Below are 25,661 nucleotides of genomic sequence, written 5' to 3'. Positions count from 1 at the left end.
TGATATCCCAAAGTCGAATATCTGCCATTATTCCAAAAGGGGAGGGTTGGCGCATCAGATAACAAGCAGATAGCCGAAGCTTTGAATCTGCCCCCTGCGGAGATATGGCCTTCAAGATACTCTGAACCTGTGTATAAGGATGAGTAGGGCGGTCATTTTGCATCAGAACTTGGCACTATTTAACACGGATGAAAACAGCAGCTATAAATATGGGGGAGGGCAGTTAACTATCCGCACCCCCATTATTATCTAATGAATAGTCGCGGTTATTGCTTAACAACAAGGTGGCTGCGCTGTTCTTTGCTCATTGCTTCGTTAGAGCTGGAAATTACGCAGTTATATTTCTCATCTTTATTAATGATCATAAAGGTGCTGACCGGGTTTTTATAGTCTTTGCCGATAGTGAAATAAACATAATCCTGTGGCAAAGCACTGGGTTTGAAGGCGCCAAACGCATAAACACCCGCCATGCCCAACGGGGACAAATCAACCGTGAGTTCTAGCGGCTGCAGGGTATTCGGGGAGGGCAGCATGGATTTTGCGGACATCATCATCGAAGTGGCATCGATGGTGTATTCGCTGGTCACTTTCATCCCGACATACCTGGATTCAGGTTTCGAAAGCTGTTTCATACAGGCGGCATCGTGCTGGGGCGCGGGGCTGCCATTTTCTTGCACGGCGTGCACATGTTCCAACGTCACCTGCGCTTTGCCGGTCATAGTTTTTGCGCTGTCTTCCGCTTGCGCCATACCGGAAAAAACGAGGGCAGCAACCGTGGGTAGAATAACGCCAGTCATTATTTTCATTACTTTTCTCCAGACTTTTATGAATGGGGAAGCCATATTGACTTTCCCGGATGTGTAGTCGATAAAAGTGAATTAATGAAATTATGAGTAGCGCTGAATCACCTTGTGTAAACACATGGCATGACACCGCTGCCCAGAAGAATAACTGGCGTTTTTAAGATGAAGACATAAGTTTTAAATAAACCGACGTTGATTATCGTTATTAACTTTCGGGCATATGAACTGTATGGATAACCTTAGTCAATATCCGGGATAGATACAACTCGAAGGATGAATTTTTTATTTTATCTAAGCAAGAGTGGAATTAATAAGCCAATAGATTATTTCCATTGGCTTATATATACATGCTTATTATTATCTTATTGCCCTGGGTTAGCGCTTTTTAAACAGCGGCAGCATTCTCACCAAAGTATTGTCCTTAAAGGCATAATGATGAATCAGCGCCGCAGCGGCGTGCAAGCCAATCAGCCAATAACCGAAAGCGGCCAGCGTCTTGTGCCAGCCGATAATCGTTCGCGCCTGCGGCCGGTCGGCAATCTCGGCAAACGGCATCGGCAGGCCAAACAAAAACCACTCCTTGCCGCCCAGATAGCGGGAATAGACGCCCAGCACCGGCAGCGTCAGCAGCAGCAGGTAAATCAGGGTATGCACCAGATGCGCCGCACCGGTTTGCCATTTTGGCGGCATCGGGCTGATGGCGGGGGAGGCGTGACGCCCGCGCAGGATCAGGCGGGCGATCATCAAGACGAACACCGTCACCCCGCAACTGAAGTGGGTGACCACCAGCAGATACCACAGCGGCGTGCCCGGTTCGGCAAAGCCTCTTAGCTCAATCGTGGCGCAGGTGATGACCAACAGGATAGCGACCAGCCAATGCAGGCGGATCTGCATCGGCATAAATGTTTTCTGCACTGGGTTTGCCTTGCTAAGGTGAGATTCGATAGGCATTGAGAGTAACGAAATGTTACAAGAGAGGAAAGCGCCGGGTTTGAATTTATCCCGGCGCTTTGGCTTAGTTCACCTTCGCTTTGGCGAAGTCACTGCCGTTCACGTCAACCACATAGCCGCTGACGTTGCTGCGGGTGGCGTAGAACACCTTGCCGTTAGCCAGCGGCAGCAGCGGGGCCTGTTCGGCAAAAATCACCTGAGCTTGCTGATAAAGTTTGGCGCGTTCTGCCGGAGCGCTCACCTGAATCGCCTTTTGGATCAACCGATCGTAGCCCTTGTCGCACCAGCGGGCTATGTTGGCACCGGTTTGCACGCCGGCGCAGCCGAGCAGCGTGGCGAAGTTGTCCGGGTCGCCGTTATCCGACATCCAGCCATACAGCGCGCTCTGCTGTTCCCCTTTGCGCAGCCCGGCCAGATACTGGCCCCATTCCCAGGTGACGATTTTGGCCTTCACGCCCACTTTCGCCCAGTCGCTCTGGATCATCTCGGCAATGCGCCGCGAATTAGGGTTGTATGGCCGCGCCACCGGCATCGACCAGATGTCGGTTTCAAAGCCTTTTTCCAGGCCGGCCTGTTTCAGCAGATCACGGGCCTTCTGCGGATCGTAGGCATAGTCTTGCAGTTTCGGATTGTATCCCAGCATCGCCGGCGGCAGCACCGAATTGGCCGTTGTACCGCTGTCTTTGAACACCGCCGCGACAATCGCCTTCTTGTCCACCGCATAGCTCAGCGCCTGACGAACCAGCACGTTATCAAAAGGTTTCTTCTGGGTGTTGAACGCCAGGTAGCCGACGTTCAGGCCGTTGATGTTGTGCAGTTGCAGGTTTTTGTCGCTCTTGATGGCGTCGAACTGCTCCGGCAACGGGGCGGGAATGATCTGGCACTCGTTGGTTTTCAGCTTGGCCACCCGGGTCTGCGCATCCGGCGTGATGGAGAAAATCAGGTGTTTGCTGGCCACCTCGCCTTGCCAGTAATGCGGGTTGGCCACGTAGCGGATCAGCGAATCCTGCTTGTACTGCTGCAGCGCGAACGGGCCGGTGCCGATAGGCCAGTTATCCACGTACTCCGGCGTGCCTTTCTTCAGCATGGCGTCGGCATATTCTGCGGAAAGAATCGAGGCAAAATCCATCGTCCAGTCGGCCAAAAACGCGGCGTTGGGCTGGCTCAACGTAAAGCGAACGTGGTCGTTATCTACCGCTTCGACGTTGGTAATCAGCTTGTCCAGCCCGGTATCGGTAAAGTACTCGTAGTTACCGCCGGACACCTTGTGGTACGGATGATTAGCGTCTTTTTGGCGCATCACGGTGAACACCACGTCCTCGGCGTTGAAGTCGCGCGTCGGGGTGAAGTATTTGTTGCTGTTGAATTTCACGCCCTTGCGCAGCGTAAAGGTGTAGGTTTTGCCATCCGGGCTGATGGTCCACTCGGTGGCCAGCGAGGGGGCAGGGGTTTTATCGCTTTCGCGCAGCGTCAGCAGGCGGTTATACAGCACCTGCGAGGTGGCGATAAAAGTCGGCCCGGAGCTGGCGAGTTGCGGATTGAAAGACTCCGGCGAGGCGACGGTGCAATACACCAGCGTATCGGAAGCCGCCAGAGCGTTGCCCGCCGCCAACAGGCTGGTTCCCGCCAATAGCAGGCCTGCAGTTGTTTGTTTTAAAAGCATAAAAGTGATAGCTCCCTCAGGTTGATGGGGACACTGCCGCCGCTGTGGCATTCAGGCAGCCCCCGGTTTAACTATAATGAGGCTTTGCGGATCTGGGAACGGGTGGCAGCGGATTCCTTTTCGGTTATTACGCCGGCCGTCAATATTTCCACCGCCGCCGGCGAACCTTTCTTACCTCGATAATCCCCTCATGCGACACGCATTAACCTGTTGCCCTATATTTATGAAAATGATAATAAGTGTTATTATCATTTTCATTTGTAACCATGTTGAAACACTTTCAGCGCGTTGCGGCCGTCGTTTTTCTGGTCTCCATGTCGCATATCAAAGGTAGGTAACATGTCGGAAACCCTTTTGGCTACTGAATGGCTGCCGTTGTCGCCGGCGCAGTTAGATTTCTGGGAGGAGTTTACCCTGCACCCCGGGCAGCCCTTTTCCACCGTCGCTCACGCCACAGAATTGCGCGGAGCGGTGGACGAGGCGGCGCTGTGTCGGGCGATAACCCTCACTGTCGCAGAAACGCAGGCGTTTGCGCTGCGGTTTGGCACCCGCAGAGGCGATCGGTTGCCGATGCAGCGCTACGATCCCAAACGGATTCCGCGCCTGAAGCGTATTGATTTGCAGGAATATCCCGACCCTTACCAGGCCGCAATGCGGTTGATGCAGGCCGATGCCGAGCAGCCGATGGATCTGCACACCCAACCGATGACGGCCGTGTGGCTGCTCACTCTGGGGCCGACGCGCTATATCTGGTACCTGCGTGCTCACCATATCATTATCGATGGTTACGGCATGGCGCTGGTCGAGCATCGCTGCGCTACGCTGTACGCGCATTTTCTCGGCAAGGGCGCGGCGGGGCAAGCATTGGGCACCTTCAGCGCTTTCCAGCAACATGAGCTGGCCTACGGGGCTTCCGAACGTTGCGACAAGGATCGTCGGTTCTGGCAGCGTTATTTACCGCCGTCGCAGGTGTTGCCGACGGTGCGTAAAGGCGGCCGGGAATATGGCGTGAAATGCCTCAGCACCAGCACCCCGCTGCCGGAGGACATTTCACGGCGGCTGCGCCTGTTGTCCGAGCGCAGCGGCATCGGCTGGCCCGATCTGCTGCTGGCTCTGTCCGCCGCCTGGCTGTTTTTTACGTTGCCGCCTTTACCGCATGAAAGAGGGGATACGCGCACCCTGTGGATGCCGGCGATGAATCGTCGCAGCAGCAAAGCGACCAATACACCGGCTTTGGCGGTCAATACGCTGCCGTTTTTGGTTTCACTGCGTGCGGAAGAGACGCTGGGGCATTTCCTGTCCGGCGTGACGCAGACGCTGCGTGAATTGCGCAGCCACGCTGGTTATCGCCTGCGGCAGATTGCCGCCGATCGCGGCGTGACGCCCGCGTCGCGTTTGTTTATTTCGCCGTTTATCAACGTTCAGCCGTTTGACTCGGCCGGTTTCAGCGGTTGCACCAGCACGCGCCGGGTGCTGGCAGGCGGTGCCGGCGACGGGATTAACCTGATCTTCCGTGGCGGCACTGACGCCGGCGATCTGCATTTGGATATCGATGTCTTTGTACAGCAGTTCCCTACCGCCGGGGCGGCCAACTACCGAAGCGCCTTGCAGGACTTCTTGCAGCGTGCGTTGAGGGAAGGGGCGTTGGAGATGGCGATCGGTGAGCTGGTGGCAGTGCCCGCCTGATGAAAGCGGGCAGGGGATGACCCTGCCCGTAGGGGATTGAGGGTTAACGGGCCAGCAGCGCTGCGACCTCCCGTGCATTTTTACAGGGGATCAGCACCGTTGGCGGCAGTTGGGTGCCAAAGGCGTCATTAAGCCGTGCGGCCACCTGGCGGATGTGCGGCAGTTTCAGCCCCATGCTGATAAAGGCGGTTTCCTCCCCCCACTCAGGACGCGGCGCCGCGCCGATGGCCTGCAGATAGATGGCCAGAATTTTGCCGCTCTGCGCCGGTGGCGCGCTCGGCAAAGGTGCTGCACAGGCGTTCAACCCGGGAGCCGCCCGCCCGGCCCCGAGCGCGGTGCGAATAGCGTGACGGTCGGTTTTTCCATTGCCGGAGAGCGGCAGCGCTTCGGCGTGGATAAAGCGCGTCGGGATATGTGTACAAGGCAGATAGCCCGTCGAGAAGGCGCGAATATCCGCCAGCGACAGCGGCTTGCCGTCGTGGGTGAGGTACATCGCGCCCAGCGTCGACTCGGCATTTTCCCCGCTCGGATAATCCACCACCACGATGTCCAGAATCGCCTCATGCCCGCGCAGCACGTCTTCGATCTCCGGCAGCGACACGCGCACGCCGCGGATTTTCACATAGCCGTTCACCCGGCTGGCGAACAGGATGTTGCCGTCCGGGCGATAGTAGCCCTGATCGCCGGTGCGGAAGGCCCGCAGCGGTTGCCCGTCGGGGCCATTCAACGGGACGAAGTCATGTTGCTTCACTTCGCCGTCTTCCAGATAGCCTAACGCCAGATTTACCCCCGCCGTATGAATGCGGCCCACCACGCCGGCCGGGCAGTGCGTGCCGTCGTCGTGGCAAATAAAGTATTGGTTGCCCGGCAATGGCTGGCCGTAGGGCACGGTGCCGGTGTCCTGCGCTGCAATCGGGTGCCAGATGCTCCAGATGGTGGTTTCTGTCGGGCCGCCGAGTGAGAACAGACAGATGTCCGGGCGCAGGCTACGCAACGTCTGTACCGTCGCCGGTTTGATGTAATCGCCGCCCTGAGCCACCAGCCGCAGCGAGCGCAGGCTGTCGGCCGTTTTGCAGGTGAGCAGCATTTCCAGGATCGCAGGCACGGAACACCACAGGCTGACGCGGTGGCACTCCACCAACTGGTTCCAACTGATGGCGTCTTTTTCCTGATGCGGCGCGGGCAGAACCAGCGTCGCACCGGCGCTGAGCGAGCCGAACAGGTCAAACATCGACATATCGTGGTGCGGCGGCGTCACGGAGATAAACACATCATCGGCGGTGACCGCCCAGCGTTGCAGAGTTTGCCCAAGCACGTTGGCGGTGGCGCGGTTGTTGAGCACCACGCATTTGGGTTTGCCGGTGGTGCCGGAGGTGTACAGGTAATAGCTTGCTTCGGTGCTTGCGCTGCGCTCTGTCAGCGTCTGGTCGCCCGGCAGTTCAGGCGTGCCCGCTGCCGGATCGAGCAATTGTGTCGGCGTCACCCCGTGCGGGGTATCCAGCTCGCCCTGATGCACCACCAGATCCGGCCGGCAGTTGCTCAGCAGATAGGCGGTGCGTTCCGGCGGCGAGTTGATGTCGATCGGCACCCAGATAACCCCCAGCAGCGCACAGGCCAGGGAGATAGTCACGTGTTCCGGGCTGCGCGCCAGATACAGCGCCAGCACGCTGCCGCGCCCCAGATTGCGCCGTTGCAGGTTGGCCATTACGGCTCCGACCTGGCGACCCAGTTCGGGATAAGACAGGGTTTGCTCATCGCAGATCAGCGCCGGTCGCGGCTGTGGGTCGTTAAACAACCGTTCGGCCAGCTGCGCCAGGTAAGGGTAAGCGCTGAATGCCGCTTCGCCGTGGTTATGGCGATAGTGTCGGTAATCGATAAAGCGCGCCGGGGCGATCTCCAGATCGCTGTCCTGGCACATTTGCTCCACGCGGCGTTGCAGGGCGTCCAGCATCGCCTGCACCTGTTCACCGTCCAGCGCCTGCTCGGCGTAATCGACGCACAGCTGCAGATTTTTGTCGGTGTCCTGCGTCAGACGGATGTCGATCGCGACCTGCGGCGTTTGGGTCAGGCCGTCGTGGTAGCGGACCGGTGCGCCGGCCGGCAGCGTCTCCCAGCTCAGGCAGTTGGTGAGAATGACCGGCAGCGCCGGGGCGCCCTGGCTGCGGTTCAACAACTGCCGCGCCAGATCGACGCCGGAAAACGTCAGGTGATCGAGAGCGCCCAGTATGTCGTCTTGCAGTGCCTGCGCACGGCTGACAAAGGTACCGCCCTCGCGCGAATAACGCACGGCCACAAAGCTAGAGGCGTTGCCGAGCGAACCCCCAGCAGCAGGAAACGCCACCGGCACGCCCACGCACAGCTCGCCGTCGGTGGTCCACTGCGCCAGCGTATCGAGGATCACCGCCGAAAGGGTGCTGTTGCGCAGCAGCGAATGGGCCGAGCCCAGGCGTGAAAAGGTTTTTAGCATGTCACGCGGCAGGGTCAGGCTGGCGCGCCGGTAGCGAGAGCTTTTGATGTTGGCCAGCGGGGCGCGCCACGGCAACGCCGAAGGCGTGGTGACGTCCTGCAGTTTGGTCTGCCAATAAGCGGCGTCGGCCTGGCGTTGTTCTGCCGTTGCGCTGGCCGGCGGGGTAGCCGGTGCAATTGGCGGCAACGGAGCGTCATCGAACAGCCGGGCAATCAGGGTAGCGATGCCCTGACCATCGAGGATCAGCGCGTCGAAGCTGGTGAAAATCAGGGTGTCGTAGCGCCCGCTGGCGTCCTGTGTCTCCGGCAACTGAATGGCGGCAATGCGCCACAACGGCTGCGCGGGATCGTGGCGCTGGTGCGAATACTGCTCGCGCAGGGCGGCCAGCCGTTGCTGCGCCGCATCGTGCTCCAGTGAGCGCAGATCGTGCCTGTCCAGGTTCAGCGTGGTTTCCGGCCGTACGCGCTGGGTGAAACGCTGGGGATCGAGGCAGGTACGCAGCGCGGGATAGTGCCGCACCAGTTCGGCCAGCCGGGTTTCCAGCCGCGCCAGATCCAGCCGCTGGCCGCGGTATTCGCGGAAATCGTGCATCGCCACGCCGCCGAGCGGCCACTGTTCGCTGCGGCCGAGGAGGTAAGCCTGTTGCAGCGCGGTTAATGGTGTCTCCATGGTATTTCCCTATTGTCGCTAACCGATGAAAAAGAACGCAGGGCGCGTGGGGCTACGCGCCCAAAACCGATATCAGACCTGAGGCGTCAGCACGTTCAGCAGCATTTTCGCGCCTTCGGCGGCGTTGGGGTCACGCTCGCAGATCAAAGCGGCCAGCGCCGCCGGTGTGGGGTGGGCCGCCAGATCTTGCGCGGTCAAGGCTACCGACAGGTATTTGTTGAGCACCCCGAGCAGGGCGAGCAACGCGGCCTCCGGCAGCGGCAGGGCGGTGATGTCGTCATCGTCGCGCAGCCTGACGCCCGGCGCTACGCGCGCCAACAAACGGTGCAGCAACTGGCGTACCGGGCGCTGGGTTTCCGGTAAGCACTGTGACAGCAACTGCGCCAATGGCCGCCCGAAACTGTCGGGGTGGCGTGCCGCCTGCTGTAACAGGGTGCTGTAGGCGGCAAACAGCTGCTGCGGTAATAGGTCCGGGAAGGCATCCATCCGCAGATCCCAGTTGATCAAGATACCGCCGTTGGCGTGCGCCACCTGGGCGTCCAGCGCCACCTGCGGGCCCTGGGAAATCACCCAGTCCAGCGGGCCGAAGGTGCGGGTGACCTGGTCGGAAAACAGTGCTTTGCCGCGAATGCCGAAACCGGCGGTGAACACCACCGGCGAAGGTTGCATGCTGCCGTGCAGGCGCGACAGGTCACGCATCACGCTCACGCCCGGGTAGTCGGCATGAGTGAGCAATTCCGCCAGCTGATCCATCAGGCGGCGGCAGAAGGCGGGCAAGTTTTCCGCCGGATTGAGCTCTACACCGAGCAGCACCAAATTGGAGAAGTCGCCAATGATGCCCTCTACGCCTTCCGCATCGCGGTGGAACAAGGGGACGTTGAGCCGGAAACGTCGCAGGTTCCAGCCGTGGCCGACGGTAATGGCAAACAGTGCCAGAAACAGAGAGGAAAGCGTGACGCGGTGCGCTTTGGCGGCATCGGCCAGCGCCTGAGCCTCTGTGGCGTTCAGTTGAAGCGCCAGCCGATCGCTCTGACAGCGTTCCGGTGCGCGCAGCAGGTGGGGCGCGGGTGGCAGTTGCGCCAGGCGTTCGCGCCACCAGGCCTGAGCGCGGGCTCGTCGCTGCTGCAGCGACGCGTCGGCATGGTGCCGGTCCAGATAGTCAAAATAGGGCACACCATCGTTGTCGGGGGCGGCCGGGCAGTGGTGATAAAACCGCGCCAGATCCTCCATCAACACGCGAAATCCCATGGCATCGCCGGCGATCATGTCCAAATCCACATGCAGCCGGTTGTGGCCGTTTGGCAACAGACTGAGGCTGATATCACAGGGAATACCCTGTTCCAGCGGCAATTTTTGGCTGCTTTTTTGCCGGCGTTTGGCGCTCAGCGCGTTGGCTGCCTCGGGGGCGCCGGCGTGGCGGAAATCGTCGATATGCAGGCAATGGCGCGGACCGCAGGCATCAATGGTCTGTTGACCGTCCGCCGTGATGCGCAGGCGCAGCATCGGGTGGTGCAAATAAAGGGCGGTCACGGCCTGTCTCAGTCGTTCGACGTCCAGGTCGCAGCCGTTAAATTCCGCATACAGGTGGGCGGAGACGCCCCCTAGCGGCGCTTCGGATTGCCGGCCCACCCAGTAGGCGGCCTGCATCGTGGTCAACGCTTTCATTGGGTTTCCATCAGTATTTAGAGACGGGAAGAATATATGTCAATGTTAATGGGAATGAAAATTATTACTATTTTTATTTGTTTTTGTAAAACGAAGTCGTCATAAGGGGCAGGATGAGTATTGTCACCCCAGGGTAAATGGCTATTTTTGATATAATTATGTTTTGTATTAATTTTTAAGGAAATTATTGCGATTTGAAAATGTTCAAAGAAACCGGTTTTTTGGTCTTCATGCTGTTTCTCTGTGAGCCTGTTTATTCTCCTTATTGATAATGATTTGCATTAAAATATGTAAAATATTATCATTATTAACATTTCTTTACGTTTCCAGACAAAAATACTGCATCCGCCCGCTGTGCGTCTGGGAGGAAGCCGTCTGCTGCAGGGATAGGCAATAGCAAGGTCAGGAAGGCCGCAATGCCAGTATTAGTGTGAGTGTCAGCGTCGTTACCTATGTGAAAACAATCAAATTTTTGTGCATCTGGGATGAAAGGAGAATACATCTATGAGCAAGCATTCAGCGGCTCAAAGGCATAAAATCGTAGGAAACAGGGAAAAAGCGGGCTTACAGGCCATCGGGGCATTTTCCTCACTCTTTTTGGGACTTTGCTCTGTGTCTGTGGGGAGCGTTAACGCAGCAGCGCCGGACGATAAGGTGCAGGAAGCCGCCGACAGCAAACGCCAGGGCAATTGGCAGGACTCGGAGAGCCTGCTGGTCACCGGCGAAAAAATTAAACGCACCATTTTCGATACCGGCTCCAGCGTGCAAGTGTTCGACAGCGAACGGATTTCTTCCATGCCGAATGCGTTGCAGGTCACCGATTTGCTGCGCATGACCCCCAACGTAGTCGATTTGGGCATTGGCAACAATTTGCCGACCGTGCGCGGCATCGACGGCTCCGGCCCGAACGTCGGCGCCAATGCTTTCCTCAGCGGCACCCGCCCGCGCCTCAATCTGTCAATGGACGGCCGCTCTCTGACCTATAACGAGCAGGCATTTGGTCCGCAGTCGCTGTGGGATCTGGATCGCGTTGAAGTGTTCCTCGGCCCGCAGAGTTACATTCAGGGGCGCAACGCCATTGCCGGCGCCATCGTGATGACCAGTAAGGATCCGACTTTCGACTGGGAAAGCGCCTTCAAGGGCGGAGCCGGCAACCAGCATTCTTCACAGCTGTCCGCCATGGCTTCCGGTCCGCTGGTGGAGGACCAACTGGCGTTCCGCGTCAGCGTCGATCGCCAGCGTCGCCGCAGCGATGTCGACCTTCCCGCCTATGAACCGGTAGGCGATCCTCGTGAGGTTGAAGCCACCACCGCTCGCGCCAAACTGTTGTTTAACCCGGCAGGTATGCGCGAGTTGACCACCAAGCTGACCTTTAACCATTTTGGCAGCACTTCACCGCAAAACGAGAGCCTTAACCCGCTGGTTCACCCGACCAACCCGCGCCACGATCCGCGTCGTGCCGTGTTTAAAAGCAACACCAACAGCAGCGTCTGGGATCTGGCCTGGGAGCAATCCGACAGCCTGACGCTGGAAAACCGCGTTATTTACACCGACTTCAACATTAACCGTCCTACGGCCTATAACATTCAGTATGCAGAAATCGACGGTAAAGAGGTGCATGTGGAGCCGGTGGCGCGCTTTGGCGGGCCAGACAGCCGCCTGCGAGGGCTGGCGGGGTTGCGGTATTTCCACGCCAAGCAGGATGAGTTCGTTAATATTTTCGGCGGTTCCAGCTTCAAGGATAAAACCGACACCAACTCGGCCTTTGCCGAACTGACCTACGCCATCACGCCGCAGGTGGATATCACCGCCGCCAGCCGCGTGGAACGTGAACATCGCCGGCGCACCGGTGGCAGCAATGCCGTGCGTATCGATTTCGACGAAACCTACGATGTGTTCCTGCCGAAGCTGGATCTGGCCTGGAAACCGACGGACACGCAGACCTACGGCGCCAAAGTGGCGCGCGGCTATAACGCCGGCGGCGCCGGCATCACTATCGGCACGCCGGTGGTCAGCTACACCTACGGCTCCGAATATGTCTGGAACTATGAGCTGTATTCCCGCCACCACCTGAAAGACGCCAACGTCATCCTGACCAGCAATATTTTCTACAACGACTACAAGGACATGCAGCTGCCTTACTCGTTGAGTGAGAACTCCAGCGTGATCCGCAATGCCGACAAGGTGGAAACCTACGGTGCGGAAATGGGGGCGACCTGGCAGCCGCGTTGGGACTTTGAGCTGTTCGGTAACGTCGGCCTGCTGAAGACCAAGATCAAGAAGTTCTCGGGCAGCGGCGTAGATGGGCACGAACTGGCGCGTGCGCCGGCCTATACCGCCAACATGGGCGCCAAGTACCAGTTGATGGCCGGGCTGGAACTGAGCGGCAACGTGGCGTTCTCGGACTCCTACTACTCGCAGTACGACAACGATTCACGCGGGCGTATCGGCTCTTACTGGTCGGCGAATACCCAACTGGCGTACACCTTCGCCTATGGCCGCGCCACCCTGTATGCGCAGAACCTGTTTGACTCGGAACGCCGCGTGATGGTCAGCGGCAACGACGTTTATACCGCGACCCAGCAGCGTCCGCGCATGATCGGGGCCGCACTGGAACTGACATTCTGATAACGGGCTTTGTCAATTGCCTGTGGGGCGTGCAAACGCCCCTTTTCGTGACAAGCGTTCCCCGACGTTCCGGTGCGACCGGACACAAGGAGATAGAGCAGTGAGCGGTTATTTTGACAATATTCTGAGCGACGACGAGGCCCAGCGTCTGGATCTGGCGTTCAAGACGCTGGGCGAGCAGGCGGCGGATGCCTCGCAGCCTTTGAGCGAGGCGGAAGAGCTGGCGTGGTTCACCCACCAGCAGCGGGGAGACGGCGGCAGCCAACAGGCGATGGCGTGGCGGTTGGGCGGTGAGCCGGATATCGGCAGGTTGGCCAGCGCGCTGGAGGCCCTTACGCGGCAGATGCCGGGGCTGGACGTCCGCTATGATTTCGATGATGAGCTAGGTTTGCGCAAGTTGCGCGGCAATGCGTCGCTGAACCCGGTGGCGATTCAGCCGGTGACGAGCGAGGAACAGGCGGTCAGCCGTTTGTTGCAGGCGCAGGCCACACCGCTCGAACTGGCACGGGAAGCGCCGTTGCGCTTTTTGGTGTTCACGGGCGCAAACGCCGTGTTGGGCGTGGTTGCGCACGATATTTTGGCCGAAACGCTGTCATGCCGGCACTTATTGACCCGGTTGTCGGCACTGTACAACGGGCAGGAGCCGGCACCGATGTATGCCGCCCTGCCGCCGCTGGGGGAAAATGCGCGATTGCCGGAAAGTACCGCTCTGGCGCTGCCCTGGCCGCGCCATGCGGCTGCGTTGCGGGATTATCGTCCGGCCGTGCGGCAGGATGGCATTCTGGCGCAGGCCGGTGTACGCATCGTGACCCGCGTTGCGCGCAGGATGTTACCCGCCGCGGAAAACCCGGCGCAGCTGCTGGCGGCGGTTGCCGTTCGCTTCGCCGGCTTTATCTCCGCTCAGGCCGGCGGGCAGCCGCTGCAACTGTGCGTGCCGCAAGGGGATGCGCAAGAGGCTATCGGCCTGGCGAGCTGGACGGACACCGCCCGCTTGAAGCGCCTGACTTTACAACACCATGACCCTGAGCCATTGAACAGGCTGTTGGCGCAACAAACGGCGGAAGAGCCGAACCCAGACCTGGCCCAACTGCTGGTGACCTGGTTGGCGGATCCGTCGGTGGCTTTGCAGCTCGATGGCGTGAGTGCCGAGCGCCTGTTGTTGCCGCCGCTGCACACCCCCTTTGAACTGGTGCTGGCCCTCAGCCTGCCGGATCCCGACTCGGTGCTGCTGGAGCTGGTCGCGGACCCAAGGTTAACCCCGCATGCCGCCCCTTTCCTGCTGGAGCAGTTTGTCGCCGCCCTTGCCGGGCAGAGGATAACGGCGGCGCCGCTTCCCGTCAGTGAACGGACGGTGGAGCCGGACAACGGCGGTACGGCGATGGACGACGGGGTAGTAAATGAAGAGATCGCTCAGCTGATTCTGGCGGAGTTCCGCGACGCGCTGGCCGCGCCGGAGATGACCCTCGATGAAGATTTCTTCGATCGCGGCGGGCACTCGCTGGTGGCGACCCGCGTCATCGGTCGGCTGCTTAGCCTGCACCGCATCGAGCTTAACATTAACGATCTGTTCAGCCACGCCACCGCTCGCGGCTTGTCGGTATACGCGAAACGGCAGGCGGCTGCGGCCCCGGTGGCGGAGCGGGTCACTCAGGATCAGGGCGAAGCGGTACAGGCGCCGCTGTCACTGGCGCAGCACTCTTTGTGGAAGGTTTACGAAGCTTTTGGTCATGATGAAATCTTCAACCTGCCGTTCGCCATCAGTTTCCTCGATCCTGTGGATGAAGGGGCGTTGCGCCAGGCGTTTATTGACGTGATGGTGCGCCACAGCGTACTGCGCTCGCTGTTTATCGAGCAGCAAGGCGAGGTGCGTCAGCAGGTGGTGCCGGCCATTGAGCTGCCGGACTATGCCTGGTTCCGTTTCTCCCATGAAACCCCGGCCGGTGACGCGAGCGCAATGCTGGCCAAAGCCGGTGAACACCGCTTTAACCTGGCCACCGAACTGCCGCTGCGCGCCACCTTCCTGCGCGACGCGGCAACGGGCCGGCAGTTGCTCTCGCTGCTGTTCCACCATGTGGTACTGGACGAGTGGTCGCTGAACCTGATGATGGAAGAGCTGGGCATGGCCTACCGCTATCGTGTGGCGGGGCTGCCGCCGACGTGGAAAACCGAGGTGCCGCAATTTTATGCCTTCGCCCGGCAGCAACAGGCGAGCGGCGTCAGGCAAAAACACCTGGATTACTGGCTCGATAACCTGCGCGATGCACCGGTCGGCCAACCTTTGTTCCAGCAGGAGCCTTCACACCATCCTGCGGTACCGGCAGAGGCCGACGTCAACGGCGGGTGGCTGGAGTTCGACGTCGATCCGGCGGTGGCGGATGGGCTGTACGCGCAGGCCAGAAAGAACAACGCTTCGCTGTTCAACGTGGTCTACGCCGGCATTACCACCGCCCTGCGCCTGCTTGGCGGCCCGGCGGACCTGCTGGTGGGCACCTCGACCTCCGGCCGTAACGACGCCGAATTCTTCGATACCGTCGGCTACTTCACCACCGTGGTCGTGCACCGGGTGCGTTTCGCTGATTCGCTGACGCTGGCGGGGCTGATCGACCAGGTCAAAAACACCATCAACGGCTCGATGCCTTACACCGATATCCCGATCGATCTGGTGGAAGAGGGGCTGTTTGGCGCGCACGCCGATCGCAAGAATCACATGTTCGAAGTGTTCATTCAGATCCACAGCCGCATCAAGCTGAACGGGGAGTTCACTCTGCAAGACGGCAGTACGGTGGCGTACCGTCAGGTAGAGCCGGAAAAAACCGAATCGCTGCTTGGCCTGCAGTTTGAGGTGATGGAGGAAAACCTCGACGGCGTGAAATCCCTGCGCGTGATGATGACTTACCGCATCGATCACTACACCGCTCAGCAAGCGGGGCTGATCGCCGGCACCATTCAGCACGTGTTCTCACATTTTGCGCAGCACGCTGGCGGGGACATCCCGCTGTCGGCCCTGTCGCCGGCGCTGCAGGAATGACGTTGTTCACCCTAACGGGCTTTATTATTTCAAGGAGATAAACGGATGTCTGGAACAATAGGAACACCCCGCGCCTTACTGTCGCTGTTGATTGCAACCTCGTTGGTGGTGGCCGGCGCGGCACAGGCCCGCGATGCCGGGATCAAACCAGAGGATATCCAGCGTCAGGCGTTGTCGTCTACGCTGGTGGAGATAGCCTACAGCCCAAGCCAGCAGTCGCTGTTCGTCAGCGCGCCGGACTGGAAGGAAGAGGCGCGTTCTCGCGTGCTGCGCCTGGATCCGGCAACGCTGGCGGTGCAGGCGGAGATCCCGCTGCAGGTTAAGGGGTTTGGCGTGGCGCTGGATGATGCCGGTAAACGGCTGTATCTGACGCAGGGCTTCAACGGTTCGGTCGGCGTGGTGGATACTCAGACCAACCGTGCGCTGAGCAGCATCCCGGTGACCGAAAAGACGATGCTTGAGCAGACCTACAAACAGGCGGGCATCAGCGGCAAACGGCTGGAGTTCCTGCTCAAGGAGCTTAAGCGCTTCAAGATCACCGAGGATTACCAGTACCGGATCCGCGAGGTGAAATATGACGCGCAGACCGGTCGCCTGTTCCTGCCGGGGCTGGGGTTTGGCGTGGATAGCGTGCTGTTTGTGGTCGACACCCGCAATAACAAGCTGGAAAAAATCATTCCCGGTTTTGGCTATAACGCGGTGGGCATCACGCTCGACGAGAAAGGGCGGCGGGTATTTGTCTCCAACATGCAGGGGCAGTTGATCACCCTGAATGCCGATACGCTGGCAATCACCTCGACGAAAGAGATCCAGGCGGATCAATTGCTGAACCTGGTGTATGACGGCAAGAATAACCGTTTGTTAGGGGTGGATCAGGGGATCGATCGTGACGACTACCGCAACACTCATCTGGAGCACGACTATGTCAAGCGCAGCAGCGGGCACCGGGTGTTTGCTCTGGATGCGGACAGCGGCAAGGTGCTGGCCAGCGAACTGACGGATGAAGTGCCGATCGGCCTGCTGTTGGACGACGGCAACCAACGCCTGTACGTTGCCAACCGTAATGGGATCCGCGTCGAGCAGGGGGCGGGCACCTTGACGGTGTTTGATTCGAACACCCTCAAGCGCCTGCAAACCGTGGCGCTGCCGCCGCACCCTAACAGCCTGGCGCTGGATACGCGCAATAATGTGCTGTTCGTGACGGTGAAAAACGACGGTGCGAGCACCAAGGCCGGCAAACCGGAAAGCGTAGTGCGCATTCAACTGCACAAAAACTAAGGTTACCGCGCTGCGTCAGCCACCGCTGACGCAGCCTTTTCGCCTGTCCAGCCTAAACCGCCCTGGTAGGCTCGCTTCCCTTCGTCGGGGCGCTGCATGCTACGCCCACCTGATCATCCTGGGGTGTTTTTTGTCCGCTGTTTGAGCGGCTGCAGATTCAATAACCGGCACCATGGCTGCGCTCGGGGCGAACCTCTGGCGCGCGTTTTTCCGGTGCTGGTTTATGCGTTTTCCTGAGAGTTTTTTTATTGTGATGCGGCTTTGGCAGCATTTTATTGTCATGCGGTTTTTTATTATTCTGGTGAATTATCGGTTTTTCATTAGGTTCATTTACCGGTGGCGCCGCGAAGACCTGTACGCTATTTAACGCCATTACGGCGGCGATGATAAGCATCCGTTTTTTCATTATTACATCCTGAGTTCTGATAAATATATTTTTATTAAGCCCCCTATTGAAGGGGCTATTATTTAGCGTGGTGCGTTAAAGTGATAACCGGGTCCGCCTGGGCCACCTCGCCCGCCACCACCACCGCCACCCGGAGGTGGGAATAAACAGCCGGACAGCATTGCGCTAATAGTCACCGCGCTGATGAACATCAGAATACGACGCATAATATAACCTTTGTCACTAAATCGAGGTGGCTAGTATTATCTTCCGACGCGGAGGTTAGCAATATGGAAAGAGTAGGAAAACCGAAAAGATTCCGTAAGTAAGATTATTCTAATCGGGGAATGTCGGCCGACTGAGATAATACGGGCTAAAACCCAGCCTTGAGCATCTCTTCTCGCAGTAAATCGACGATCGCGGGTTCTATGTCAGGGAACTGTCGCGTAATATCCGCAATCGCCCCCGCGACAGAAGGCGCTGAAAAAGTGCCGGAGAAGGGCAGAAGAGGAAGGTTAGCGTCGCTGTCCGGAAACTCGCCGCTGATGGTTCCGATGATCATCCCTCCTTTCTTTTCCGCAGTGAAGTCATATTCACCCACGTTTTTATTAATCAGTGTCATTTTTACCTCTATATCGCCGGCTCCAGTCGCGGGATTCTTTGCATTTCACTCTCCTTTTTCAAGGATAGTGGTTGAGGTGGAGAATACCAATGAAACGCTGGTTTTCAGGTTTTGATTTTGATGTGTGTCAACCTCCTATAAACAGAAGGTAATAAAACTGGCCTTGAACCGATAATTTTATTATAAACACCGCCGTTAGGGACAATAGTCGAATCTGAAACGGGAGTGTTTATGTTGGCTAAAATGAATCGATTGATCACCGCTGTGCTACTGATGTTATTGCTTCCTGCCGCCACTGCGGCAGATTATCGCGAAGGCGATCAATATACCCGCCTGGATAAGCCGGTGGCCTCCGCCCCTGCGGTAGTGGAATTCTTCTCCTTCTACTGCGGCCCCTGCTATCAGTTTGCCGACACCTACCATGTTGGCAGTACCGTCAGCCAGGCGCTGCCTGCCGGCAGTAAACTGACCAAGTATCACGTTGGCCTGATGGGCAAGCTGGGTAACGAACTGACCGAGGCCTGGTCGGTGGCGATGGTGCTGGGGATTGAGGATAAAATTGAAGGGCCGCTGTTTGACGAGCTGCAAAAGAAGCGCGCCATCAACAGCGTTGAGGATATCCAGCGGGTGTTCAGCGCCGCCGGCGTGGATGTGGCCGCTTATGAAAATGCGCGCCAAAGCCTGTTGGTGAAAGGCCTGATAGCCAAGCAAAATGAGGCGGTGAAGGCGCTGGACGTGCGTGCGACGCCGTCGTTTTATGTTTCCGGCAAATACAAGATCGATAACGCCGGTATGGCGAGTACCGGCATCGACGGCTACGCGCAGGAGTTCGCGGCCGTGGTCCGGTATTTGTTGGATACGCAGCCATAACGGTGCGCCGGTAACTTTACTATGACCGACCCGGCTACGGCCGGGTTTTTCATTTGTGCATGGCGAAATGTACAATTTGTGATCCCTGCGCCAGATCGCCGTCCCGGCGTTGATTGTGTGTTATCGGATTGTTATGTTTATTTTCTGTTCAGCAACGCTCGCGGTTTTATCGCGGGCGTTTGAAGGGGAAAAACATGGCAATTTCCGCACAGGTCAGAGACGCCGGATTTGAGGCGTGGTTGGGGAAAATCAATTCCGCCTGCGGCCGGTTCTGCGCCAAGACGCTGGGGCCGGGGTTTAGCGGCGCGATACAGGAGTTTCGCGCGCACGCGCTGCGCCTGAGCGTAGTGGATGCCGCCCACACCAGGCTGTATCGCACGCCGCAGGAGATTGCCCGCAGCGACGGCTCGCACTTTTTTACCGTCTTTCAACTGCGCGGCAGTGCATTGATGGAGCAAGGCGACCGGCAGGCCGTGTTGTCCGCCGGTGACATCACGTTAATAGACGCTGCACGGCCCAGCAGCTTTACCTTTCAACAAGACTCCCGCCAAATTTCCTTACTGATGCCGCGCAGCTATATCGAACAGCCTCTGGGCGTTGCCGACTTGCCGTGCGCACGGCGGATTGAGGCGGAAAACAGCGTGGTGCGGCTCAGCCGGCAGTTGGTATTGGGCAGTATGCAGGACCCGCAGATGAGCGCCGCAGAGAGCGAGGCGATCCTGAACGCGGTGGCGACGTTGCTGCGCCCGGCGCTTATCGGCCGTGATGCGGTTTCCGAAGTGCAGCCGCAGCTCTTCGCCCGTTCGCTGGCGTTTATTGATACGCATATTCAGTCGGAGCAGTTGCGGCCCGAGTGGATCGCCGGGGAGCTTGGCGTTTCGGTACGCAGTCTGTACCGGATGTTCGCCCGTCAGGGGCTGGTGGTGGCCCAGTACATCAAGAACCGCCGTCTGGACCTGTGCGCGCAGGCCTTGCGCAGCGCGCCGGGGCGGCAAAAACTGGCCACGGTCGGCTATGACTGGGGCTTTACCGATCACAGCCACTTTTCTACCGCCTTCAAAGCCCGCTTTGGCGTCTCGCCGAGCGAGTACCGCAAGCAGTATCAGTAGCGCCGCAGGCGGCGCCCTGATGATTTAGCCGATTATCAATAGCGAATGCACACCGATTTGGTTTCGGTATAGGCGTCCAGCCAGTCGGGGCCGAAATCGCGGCCGCTGCCGGACTGTTTGAAGCCGCCGAACGGCATGTTGGCGTCGATCAACGTATGCGTATTGACCCACACCGTGCCGGCCTGAATGCGCGGCGTTAAAGCCATCGCCTGTTGCAGGCTGGTGGTCCACAGGCTGGCGGTCAGGCCGTAGTCGGTGTCGTTGGCCTTGCTCAGCGCTTCTTCGGCGTCCGCGACCCGGATCAAATTGACCACCGGGCCAAACACTTCTTCACGCGTCAGGTTCAGCTTGTCGTCCGGGTTAATCACCAGCGTCGGCGGGATGTAAAATCCTTGCGCATCCGGCCCGGCAGCGCCGCTGATCAACTCTGCGTGCTTGGCTCTGGCATCATCCAGATAGGCTGCCACTTTATTGCGGTGATCGCGTGAGACCAGCGGGTTTATCTGTGCCGTGGCATCCATGCCCGGCCCGACCGACAGCGATTTCACCGCCTGTTCGAACCCGGCCACCAGCCTGTCGTAAATCGGCGCTTCGATGTAAATCCGAGAACTGGCGGCGCACACCTGGCCCTGGTTGAGGAAGCTGCCCATCATCAGGCCTTCGATCACCTGCTGCGGATCCGCGTCTTTCAGCACGATGGCCGGGTTTTTACCACCTAGTTCCAGCGTGACGCGCGTCAGGCGATCCGCCGCGCTGCGTGCGATGCTTTTACCTACCGGGGTGGAGCCGGTAAAGCTCACTTTGGCGATCAACGGGTGTTCGGTCAGCGCCTTGCCGCAACCGGTGCCACGGCCGGTCACCACGTTGAATACGCCCGGCGGAACGCCGGCCTCGGTGGCCAGTTCGGCCATGCGCAGCAGGGTAAGCGGGGTGGTTTCAGACGGCTTGATCACGATCGAACAGCCCGCGGCCAGCGCCGGCATCACCTTCCACATGCCGATCATCAGCGGGAAGTTCCACGGCACGATGCCGGCCACCACGCCAATCGGCTCTTTACGGGTGTAAACCTGATATTTTGCGCCCGGCGGCATCGGGATCGACACATCCAGGGTCTGGCCGACAATCTTGGTGGTCAGCCCGGCGGTATAGCGCATCCAGTTCAGCGTGCAGCCCACTTCAAAGGCGCGGGCGATATTGATCGATTTGCCCTGTTCCAGCGTTTCCAACTGGGCCAACTCTTCGGCGTGTTGTTCAACCAGATCGGCATAGCGCAGCAAAATACGCTCGCGTTCGGCCGGCAAGCGCTGTGCCCAAGCTCCGGTTGTGAAGGCTTTATGGGCCGATTGCACCGCACGGGCTACGTCCTGCGCGTTGGCATCGGCGGTGGAGGAGATTTGTTGCCCGTCGGCGGGGTTATACACCGCCAACCGGTCATCGGCGCTGGACTCGCACCATTGACCGTCGATATACAGCCCGTGTTGACGATCGAGAAAACGCGAAACGCTGTCCATCACTGCTTGGGTATTGTCAGGCATACGCCCTCCTGTCAGACAAAAAAGGTCGTTATCGTTAACCTTCAAAGCCTACAACAGGCGGCCGGGATCGCCTTTTGTCTGCCTGACATTCGGTTTGTGCTGCGTGACAGCCTGCGAGGAGGCAACGGCTGAGGCGCTCAGCCGTTGCTAAACAAGATTATGAGCTGAGCGTCGCCAGGCGGGTGGCGAAGCCGAGGAACAGCAGGCCAATCAGGCCGTTGCCCAGTTTTGCCAGCCCTTTCTTATGGTTAAAGAAGTGCGCCAGCATTGCGCCCGAGAAGATCAGCGTGGTCATATAGATAAAGCTGACCGACTCGAGGATCACGGCCAGGATAGTGAACGACAGGCCGGTGTGGGCATAGTTGAAATCGATAAACTGCACGAAAAACGACACGTAAAACAAAATCGCCTTCGGGTTGGTCAGGCTCAGCGTCAGCGATTTGCGCAGGATGCTGTGGCCGCCTTCAACCTGCTGTTGCTGCGCCGCGTTTTTCTGGATAAAGGTAGCGTAGAGGATTTTTGCGCCCAGGAACAGCAGGTAAATCGCACCGAGGAAACGCACCAGGGTAAACAGGAACGGCGTAGTGCGGATCAACGAGGCCACGCCGATATAGGCGCAGAAGATCAGGATCGCATCGCCGATAAACACGCCCAGCGCAGCGGTATAGCCGGCGCGTACGCCGCGTGAAACCCCGGTTTTCAGTACGTACAGCGTATTCGGGCCCGGCAGGATGATGATGAAAATCACCCCGGCCAGATAGGTCCAAAGATTCAGGACGCCAAAACTTTCTAACACAATAACCTCTCCATGCGCGGAACTGACAGGCAAAAAAACTGGCTACGCCCGTAGCCGTGCGCGATCCTAACGCCGCAGAGGTGGGTTGGCAACGTAATAAACTTCATGTTGTTTGCCGAAAATGGCGTCAGTCGACATCCGCGGCGCTGACGCCAATTTTTTGCTCAGGATTAGGGCTTTCGTGCCAGCAGCGTGGCGAAACGCAGGGAAATGCGGTTGCCGGCGGTGTCGGTTCGGTGCAGTTGGCCAACGTCTTCGTTGTACTTGAGAATTTCCCAGCCCCGGTAATGGTCTTTCAGCTCGCCTGGCTTAAAGGTGAACGGAAAGGGCAGGCTGCACGGGTAATCCGGGGTATCCATCGCCGCGACGATCAGGTTATGGCCGCCGCTGAGGGTGCCATTTTGCATCTCTTGCACCAGCGAGGGGATCCGCTCCCGGTTCAGGAACATGAACACCACGGTGGAGAGAATAAAGTCGTATTCGCCGCTGAAAGAGTGGGTGTTGAGGTCCAGCGTGCCGGCGCGGATGTGCGACAGGGCTTCGCTGTCGATGATGCCGTTGAGCTTGTCGATCGACGGCGAGTGTTTGTCCCAGGCGGTGACGTCAAAGCCTTTCAGGTTGAGGTAAAGCGAATTGCGCCCGCCGCCGCAGCCCAGATCCAGCGTCTTGCCGGGGGCGATTTGCCGCGCGGCTTCGATCACTTCCGAGTGGGTGCGCGTCAGCTCATACTTTTTAGCGTAGTAATCTTCCGGCGAACAGTAGAACGCCAACTGGCAGATCATGTCATCCGAGAAGGAAACGATGCGGTGCCATTGCTGCGGCTCGATAAACGGCGGTTGGCTCTCGGGGCTGAACTGCCAGGTTTCGGTGGTTTCACCTTCCTGCGTCATCAGCGCGAAGGTCAGGGTACCGCTCAGCAGGGTAAGCCTGGCCCAGGTGCCGGCCTGGGTATTGTGTTTTTGCTGGAAGGCGGCCGGCAGCGTTGCGCTGTTCCATTGCGGCAGCGTTTTATAACAAAGCAGATCGTTCATGCGTCTCTCCTGAGGCAGGGCGTTGCCGGCGCGTAGCGGGCGAACAAAATGATTTTATATGTTGCATATAAAATACATGTTTATTGGCCCTTTGAAAATGCCTGCAAGGAGGAAAGGCGCGGTTTACAACCTGCGATGCATACGGGTGTTTACCGCGTTGAAGCCCAGCCGGGCGTACAGCCGTGCCGCAGTGGGGTTGTCGTTGAAGACCGCCAGCTCGGCATATTCCGCGCCGTCGGCCCGGCCGGCGTCCAGCACAGCGTTCAGAATTTGTTCGCCGTAACCTTTGCCGCGCCAGGTGGTTACTACTTCAAAATCATAAATAAACAGCTGCTTGCCGTAAGTTCGTTGTTTGATGGCGTACCAAACGATGGCGATATTTTCTGCCGAGCCTGACAGCCGAGCGCAAACCAGCCGATGGCCCGACGTTGCCGCCCCGTTGGGCAGCGAGTCGTTGAAGGAGGCGGTAGCTTCAACCAGCGCCTGCTCCCGGTTCAACAGCAGCACGCGTGCCAGATCCTTAGCGTATTCCTCGATGCCGTGAGTGCGATAGCGCTCAAATTCTTGCGGGCTCATGTCCCTGAGTTCAATCATTGGATTATCCCTTGATGTTTATTTCGCCGTCAGAGCTTAGCCCAGGCGATCTGATTAGCCTATTTTTAACTGGATCGCGTTCTCCGGCTGGGCTAACGTCAGTGCAGATTATGCCAAACGATCAGGGAAAAGATGCCAATTCGCCGTTATATCAATTCGATGACCTTGCGTCCGTTGAGCCTGGCCGCGCTGCTGGTGCTGGCCGGTTGTACTACGAAAACCACGACAGCGCCGGAGCATCGCCCCGCCGACGTCAAGGCGCAACTGGTGCGGCTGATGCCGGCCAACGCGGCCGATCGCCAGGGTTGGGCCACCGACATTACCTCCGCCTTTGCCGCACAGGGCATAGAACCGAACACCGAAAACCTGTGTTCGGTGTTGGCGGTGACCGAGCAAGAGTCGACCTTCCAGGCCAATCCACCGGTCGCGGGGTTGCCCAGCATCGCTTGGAAAGAGATCGACCGCCGTGCCGACCAGTTGCATATCCCGAACTTCCTGGTGCATACCGCACTGCTGATCAAATCGCCGAACGGCAAAAGTTACAGCGAGCGGTTGGATAAAGTGCGCACCGAGAAGGATCTGAGCGATATCTTTGATGACATGATCGATACGGTGCCGATGGGGCAAAAGCTGTTCGGCAGCCTGAACCCGGTGCATACCGCCGGGCCGATGCAGGTGAGCATCGCCTTTGCCGAGGCGCACGCCAAAGGGTATCCGTACCCGATCGACGGTTCGATCCGCCGTGAAGTGTTCAGTCGCCGTGGCGGTATGTACTTTGGCATCGCGCACCTGTTGGGCTACCCGGCCGACTACAGCCAGCCGATCTACCGCTTCGCCGATTTCAATGCCGGCTGGTACGCCAGCCGCAATGCGGCGTTCCAGAGTGCGGTCAGCCGGGCGACCGGCATTCCGTTGGCGTTGGACGGCGACTTGATTAACTACGGCACCGATAAGCCCGGCTCCACCGAGCTGGCGGTGCGTACGCTCGGCAAAAGGTTGGATATGAGCGATTCGGCGATTCGCGGGGCGTTGGAGAAAGGGGATCTGCTCGAATTTGCCGACACCCGTCTTTATGAGCGGGTCTATGCGCTGGCGGAAAAAACGGCCGGCAAGAAACTGCCGCGTGAAATGCTGCCGGGCATCCAGCTGGAAAGCCCGAAAATCACCCGTAAACTCACCACCGCCTGGTTTGCCAAACGGGTGGATGAGCGGCGCCAGCGTTGCCTGGCGCGCGCATCGGCGGGTTAAACCTGCGGGGTGCTGATAAACGCGGGGTGTCGCTCGGCTTGGGCGGCAAACGCCGCCAGCACCGGGTGCGCCTGCGCGGTGATCCGTTCGGGCAGCATCAGTTGAGTAAAGCTCCAGGCCACCGCCACGCTGACCTCCGCGCTGCCCATAACCTGCGGTATGGCGGCGGTTTGCGCCAGCAGTTTTTCCAGTTCGGCGTAAGCCGCCTGCAATTGGCCCTGAACGCGATCCAACCACGGCTGATGCTGTTTCTCCTGCGGGCGCTGCTGCTGTTCATAAACGATTTGCACCGTTTTTTCGCAGGCGGCCAGCGCCAGCCCGGTCAGTTGCAAAGCGCGCAGCCGTGCGGGTCCCTGCGCCGGCAACAGGGCCTGGCCGGCGGGAACCAGCCCGGCGGCGTACTCCAGAATTAGCGACGAATCCATCAGGATTTGATCGTCGGCCAGCACCAGCGTCGGGGCTTTCACCACCGGATTGAGGGTTTTGAATCGTTCAAAATCGCTAAATACCGACACGGCGCGGTGTTCAAATTCTATGCCCAATAATTTCAGGCAAATAGCCACCCGGCGCACATAGGGTGAATCCAGCATGCCAATCAATTGCATCAGGTTTTCTCCTGGGCATATTGCCCGT

General features: G+C 58.7%; 20 protein-coding genes. 8 read left to right on the top strand and 12 right to left on the bottom strand.

Annotated elements, in window-relative coordinates; genetic code table 11:
• The first annotated feature begins 21 nt into the window (after positions 1-21).
• Positions 22-147 carry a helix-turn-helix domain-containing protein gene (locus tag ACUTQW_RS18880; protein ID WP_080589796.1) on the top strand — a complete coding sequence of 42 codons (126 nt, stop codon included), beginning with the start codon at positions 22-24 and terminating at the stop codon, positions 145-147.
• 119 nt (positions 148-266) lie between these two features.
• On the opposite strand, the gene ACUTQW_RS18875 is transcribed toward ACUTQW_RS18880, so the two are convergent.
• The 3 genes from ACUTQW_RS18875 to ACUTQW_RS18865 form a co-directional block, all read right to left on the bottom strand.
• Positions 267-806: a hypothetical protein gene (locus tag ACUTQW_RS18875; protein ID WP_020438515.1), complete on the bottom strand. Its 540-nt coding sequence runs from the start codon at positions 804-806 to the stop codon at positions 267-269.
• A gap of 372 nt (positions 807-1,178) precedes the next feature.
• The gene (gene cybB, locus ACUTQW_RS18870) at positions 1,179-1,703 is read right to left on the bottom strand and encodes a cytochrome b561 (RefSeq protein ID WP_080589795.1); all 525 of its coding nucleotides are present in this window, start codon (positions 1,701-1,703) and stop codon (positions 1,179-1,181) included.
• Positions 1,704-1,818: 115 nt separating this feature from the next.
• The gene (locus ACUTQW_RS18865) at positions 1,819-3,417 is read right to left on the bottom strand and encodes an ABC transporter substrate-binding protein (RefSeq protein WP_006323817.1); all 1,599 of its coding nucleotides are present in this window, start codon (positions 3,415-3,417) and stop codon (positions 1,819-1,821) included.
• Between the two features lie 339 nt (positions 3,418-3,756).
• Between ACUTQW_RS18865 and ACUTQW_RS18860 the strand changes: the two genes are divergently transcribed.
• Positions 3,757-5,103 (top strand): condensation domain-containing protein, encoded by a 1,347-nt coding sequence (locus ACUTQW_RS18860; RefSeq protein WP_020438516.1) that lies wholly within the window; start codon positions 3,757-3,759, stop codon positions 5,101-5,103.
• A 43-nt stretch (positions 5,104-5,146) separates the two neighbouring features.
• Here the strand turns inward: ACUTQW_RS18860 and ACUTQW_RS18855 are convergent, their stop codons facing one another.
• Together ACUTQW_RS18855 and ACUTQW_RS18850 are read right to left on the bottom strand one after the other, a co-directional pair.
• Positions 5,147-8,239 carry an amino acid adenylation domain-containing protein gene (locus ACUTQW_RS18855; RefSeq protein WP_445654932.1) on the bottom strand — a complete coding sequence of 1,031 codons (3,093 nt, stop codon included), beginning with the start codon at positions 8,237-8,239 and terminating at the stop codon, positions 5,147-5,149.
• A 72-nt stretch (positions 8,240-8,311) separates the two neighbouring features.
• Positions 8,312-9,904 carry a condensation domain-containing protein gene (locus tag ACUTQW_RS18850; RefSeq protein ID WP_020438518.1) on the bottom strand — a complete coding sequence of 531 codons (1,593 nt, stop codon included), beginning with the start codon at positions 9,902-9,904 and terminating at the stop codon, positions 8,312-8,314.
• Positions 9,905-10,408: 504 nt separating this feature from the next.
• Between ACUTQW_RS18850 and ACUTQW_RS18845 the strand changes: the two genes are divergently transcribed.
• The 3 genes from ACUTQW_RS18845 (at position 10,409) to ACUTQW_RS18835 (ending at position 16,838) form a co-directional block, all read left to right on the top strand.
• Positions 10,409-12,532, top strand: a complete 2,124-nt coding sequence (locus ACUTQW_RS18845) for a TonB-dependent receptor (RefSeq protein ID WP_004949106.1) — start codon at positions 10,409-10,411, stop codon at positions 12,530-12,532.
• A 100-nt stretch (positions 12,533-12,632) separates the two neighbouring features.
• The gene (locus tag ACUTQW_RS18840) at positions 12,633-15,560 is read left to right on the top strand and encodes a condensation domain-containing protein (RefSeq protein WP_020438519.1); all 2,928 of its coding nucleotides are present in this window, start codon (positions 12,633-12,635) and stop codon (positions 15,558-15,560) included.
• 45 nt (positions 15,561-15,605) lie between these two features.
• Complete coding sequence (locus ACUTQW_RS18835) at positions 15,606-16,838, top strand: YncE family protein (protein WP_004949110.1); 1,233 nt, start codon at positions 15,606-15,608, stop codon at positions 16,836-16,838.
• 157 nt (positions 16,839-16,995) lie between these two features.
• On the opposite strand, the gene ACUTQW_RS18830 is transcribed toward ACUTQW_RS18835, so the two are convergent.
• Together ACUTQW_RS18830 and ACUTQW_RS18825 are read right to left on the bottom strand one after the other, a co-directional pair.
• A complete protein-coding gene (locus ACUTQW_RS18830; RefSeq protein WP_037432227.1) occupies positions 16,996-17,244 on the bottom strand; it encodes a hypothetical protein in 249 nt (82 codons plus the stop codon).
• Positions 17,245-17,596: 352 nt separating this feature from the next.
• Entirely contained in the window at positions 17,597-17,845 is a 249-nt protein-coding gene (locus ACUTQW_RS18825) for a hypothetical protein (RefSeq protein ID WP_006323841.1), read from the bottom strand.
• A 231-nt stretch (positions 17,846-18,076) separates the two neighbouring features.
• On the opposite strand from ACUTQW_RS18825, the gene ACUTQW_RS18820 reads away from it, so the two are divergent.
• Together ACUTQW_RS18820 and feaR are read left to right on the top strand one after the other, a co-directional pair.
• Positions 18,077-18,715, top strand: coding sequence for a DsbA family protein (locus ACUTQW_RS18820; RefSeq protein WP_037432229.1), 639 nt, complete (start codon positions 18,077-18,079; stop codon positions 18,713-18,715).
• 194 nt (positions 18,716-18,909) lie between these two features.
• Positions 18,910-19,824, top strand: a complete 915-nt coding sequence (gene feaR, locus ACUTQW_RS18815) for a transcriptional regulator FeaR (protein ID WP_004949118.1) — start codon at positions 18,910-18,912, stop codon at positions 19,822-19,824.
• A 35-nt stretch (positions 19,825-19,859) separates the two neighbouring features.
• On the opposite strand, the gene ACUTQW_RS18810 is transcribed toward feaR, so the two are convergent.
• The 4 genes from ACUTQW_RS18810 to ACUTQW_RS18795 form a co-directional block, all read right to left on the bottom strand.
• On the bottom strand, positions 19,860-21,359 hold the full coding sequence (locus tag ACUTQW_RS18810; RefSeq protein ID WP_004949121.1) for an aldehyde dehydrogenase family protein: 1,500 nt from the start codon (positions 21,357-21,359) through the stop codon (positions 19,860-19,862).
• Between the two features lie 157 nt (positions 21,360-21,516).
• Positions 21,517-22,155, bottom strand: a complete 639-nt coding sequence (gene leuE, locus ACUTQW_RS18805) for a leucine efflux protein LeuE (protein ID WP_006321256.1) — start codon at positions 22,153-22,155, stop codon at positions 21,517-21,519.
• A gap of 170 nt (positions 22,156-22,325) precedes the next feature.
• Positions 22,326-23,186 carry an SAM-dependent methyltransferase TehB gene (tehB, locus tag ACUTQW_RS18800; protein ID WP_006323843.1) on the bottom strand — a complete coding sequence of 287 codons (861 nt, stop codon included), beginning with the start codon at positions 23,184-23,186 and terminating at the stop codon, positions 22,326-22,328.
• A gap of 123 nt (positions 23,187-23,309) precedes the next feature.
• Positions 23,310-23,780, bottom strand: a complete 471-nt coding sequence (locus ACUTQW_RS18795) for a GNAT family N-acetyltransferase (RefSeq protein ID WP_006323844.1) — start codon at positions 23,778-23,780, stop codon at positions 23,310-23,312.
• A 132-nt stretch (positions 23,781-23,912) separates the two neighbouring features.
• Between ACUTQW_RS18795 and ACUTQW_RS18790 the strand changes: the two genes are divergently transcribed.
• Positions 23,913-25,028, top strand: coding sequence for a DUF1615 domain-containing protein (locus ACUTQW_RS18790; RefSeq protein WP_020438522.1), 1,116 nt, complete (start codon positions 23,913-23,915; stop codon positions 25,026-25,028).
• Here the strand turns inward: ACUTQW_RS18790 and ACUTQW_RS18785 are convergent.
• Positions 25,025-25,633, bottom strand: a complete 609-nt coding sequence (locus ACUTQW_RS18785) for a glutathione S-transferase (RefSeq protein WP_006323847.1) — start codon at positions 25,631-25,633, stop codon at positions 25,025-25,027. The two genes, ACUTQW_RS18790 and ACUTQW_RS18785, sit on opposite strands and share 4 nt — an antisense overlap.
• Positions 25,634-25,661: the final 28 nt, after the last annotated feature.

The sequence above is a fragment of the Serratia sp. TSA_7 genome, from assembly GCF_052692135.1.
The sequence above is the reverse complement of the archived record's forward strand: the minus strand, read 5'-3'. Positions and strand labels throughout refer to the sequence as shown.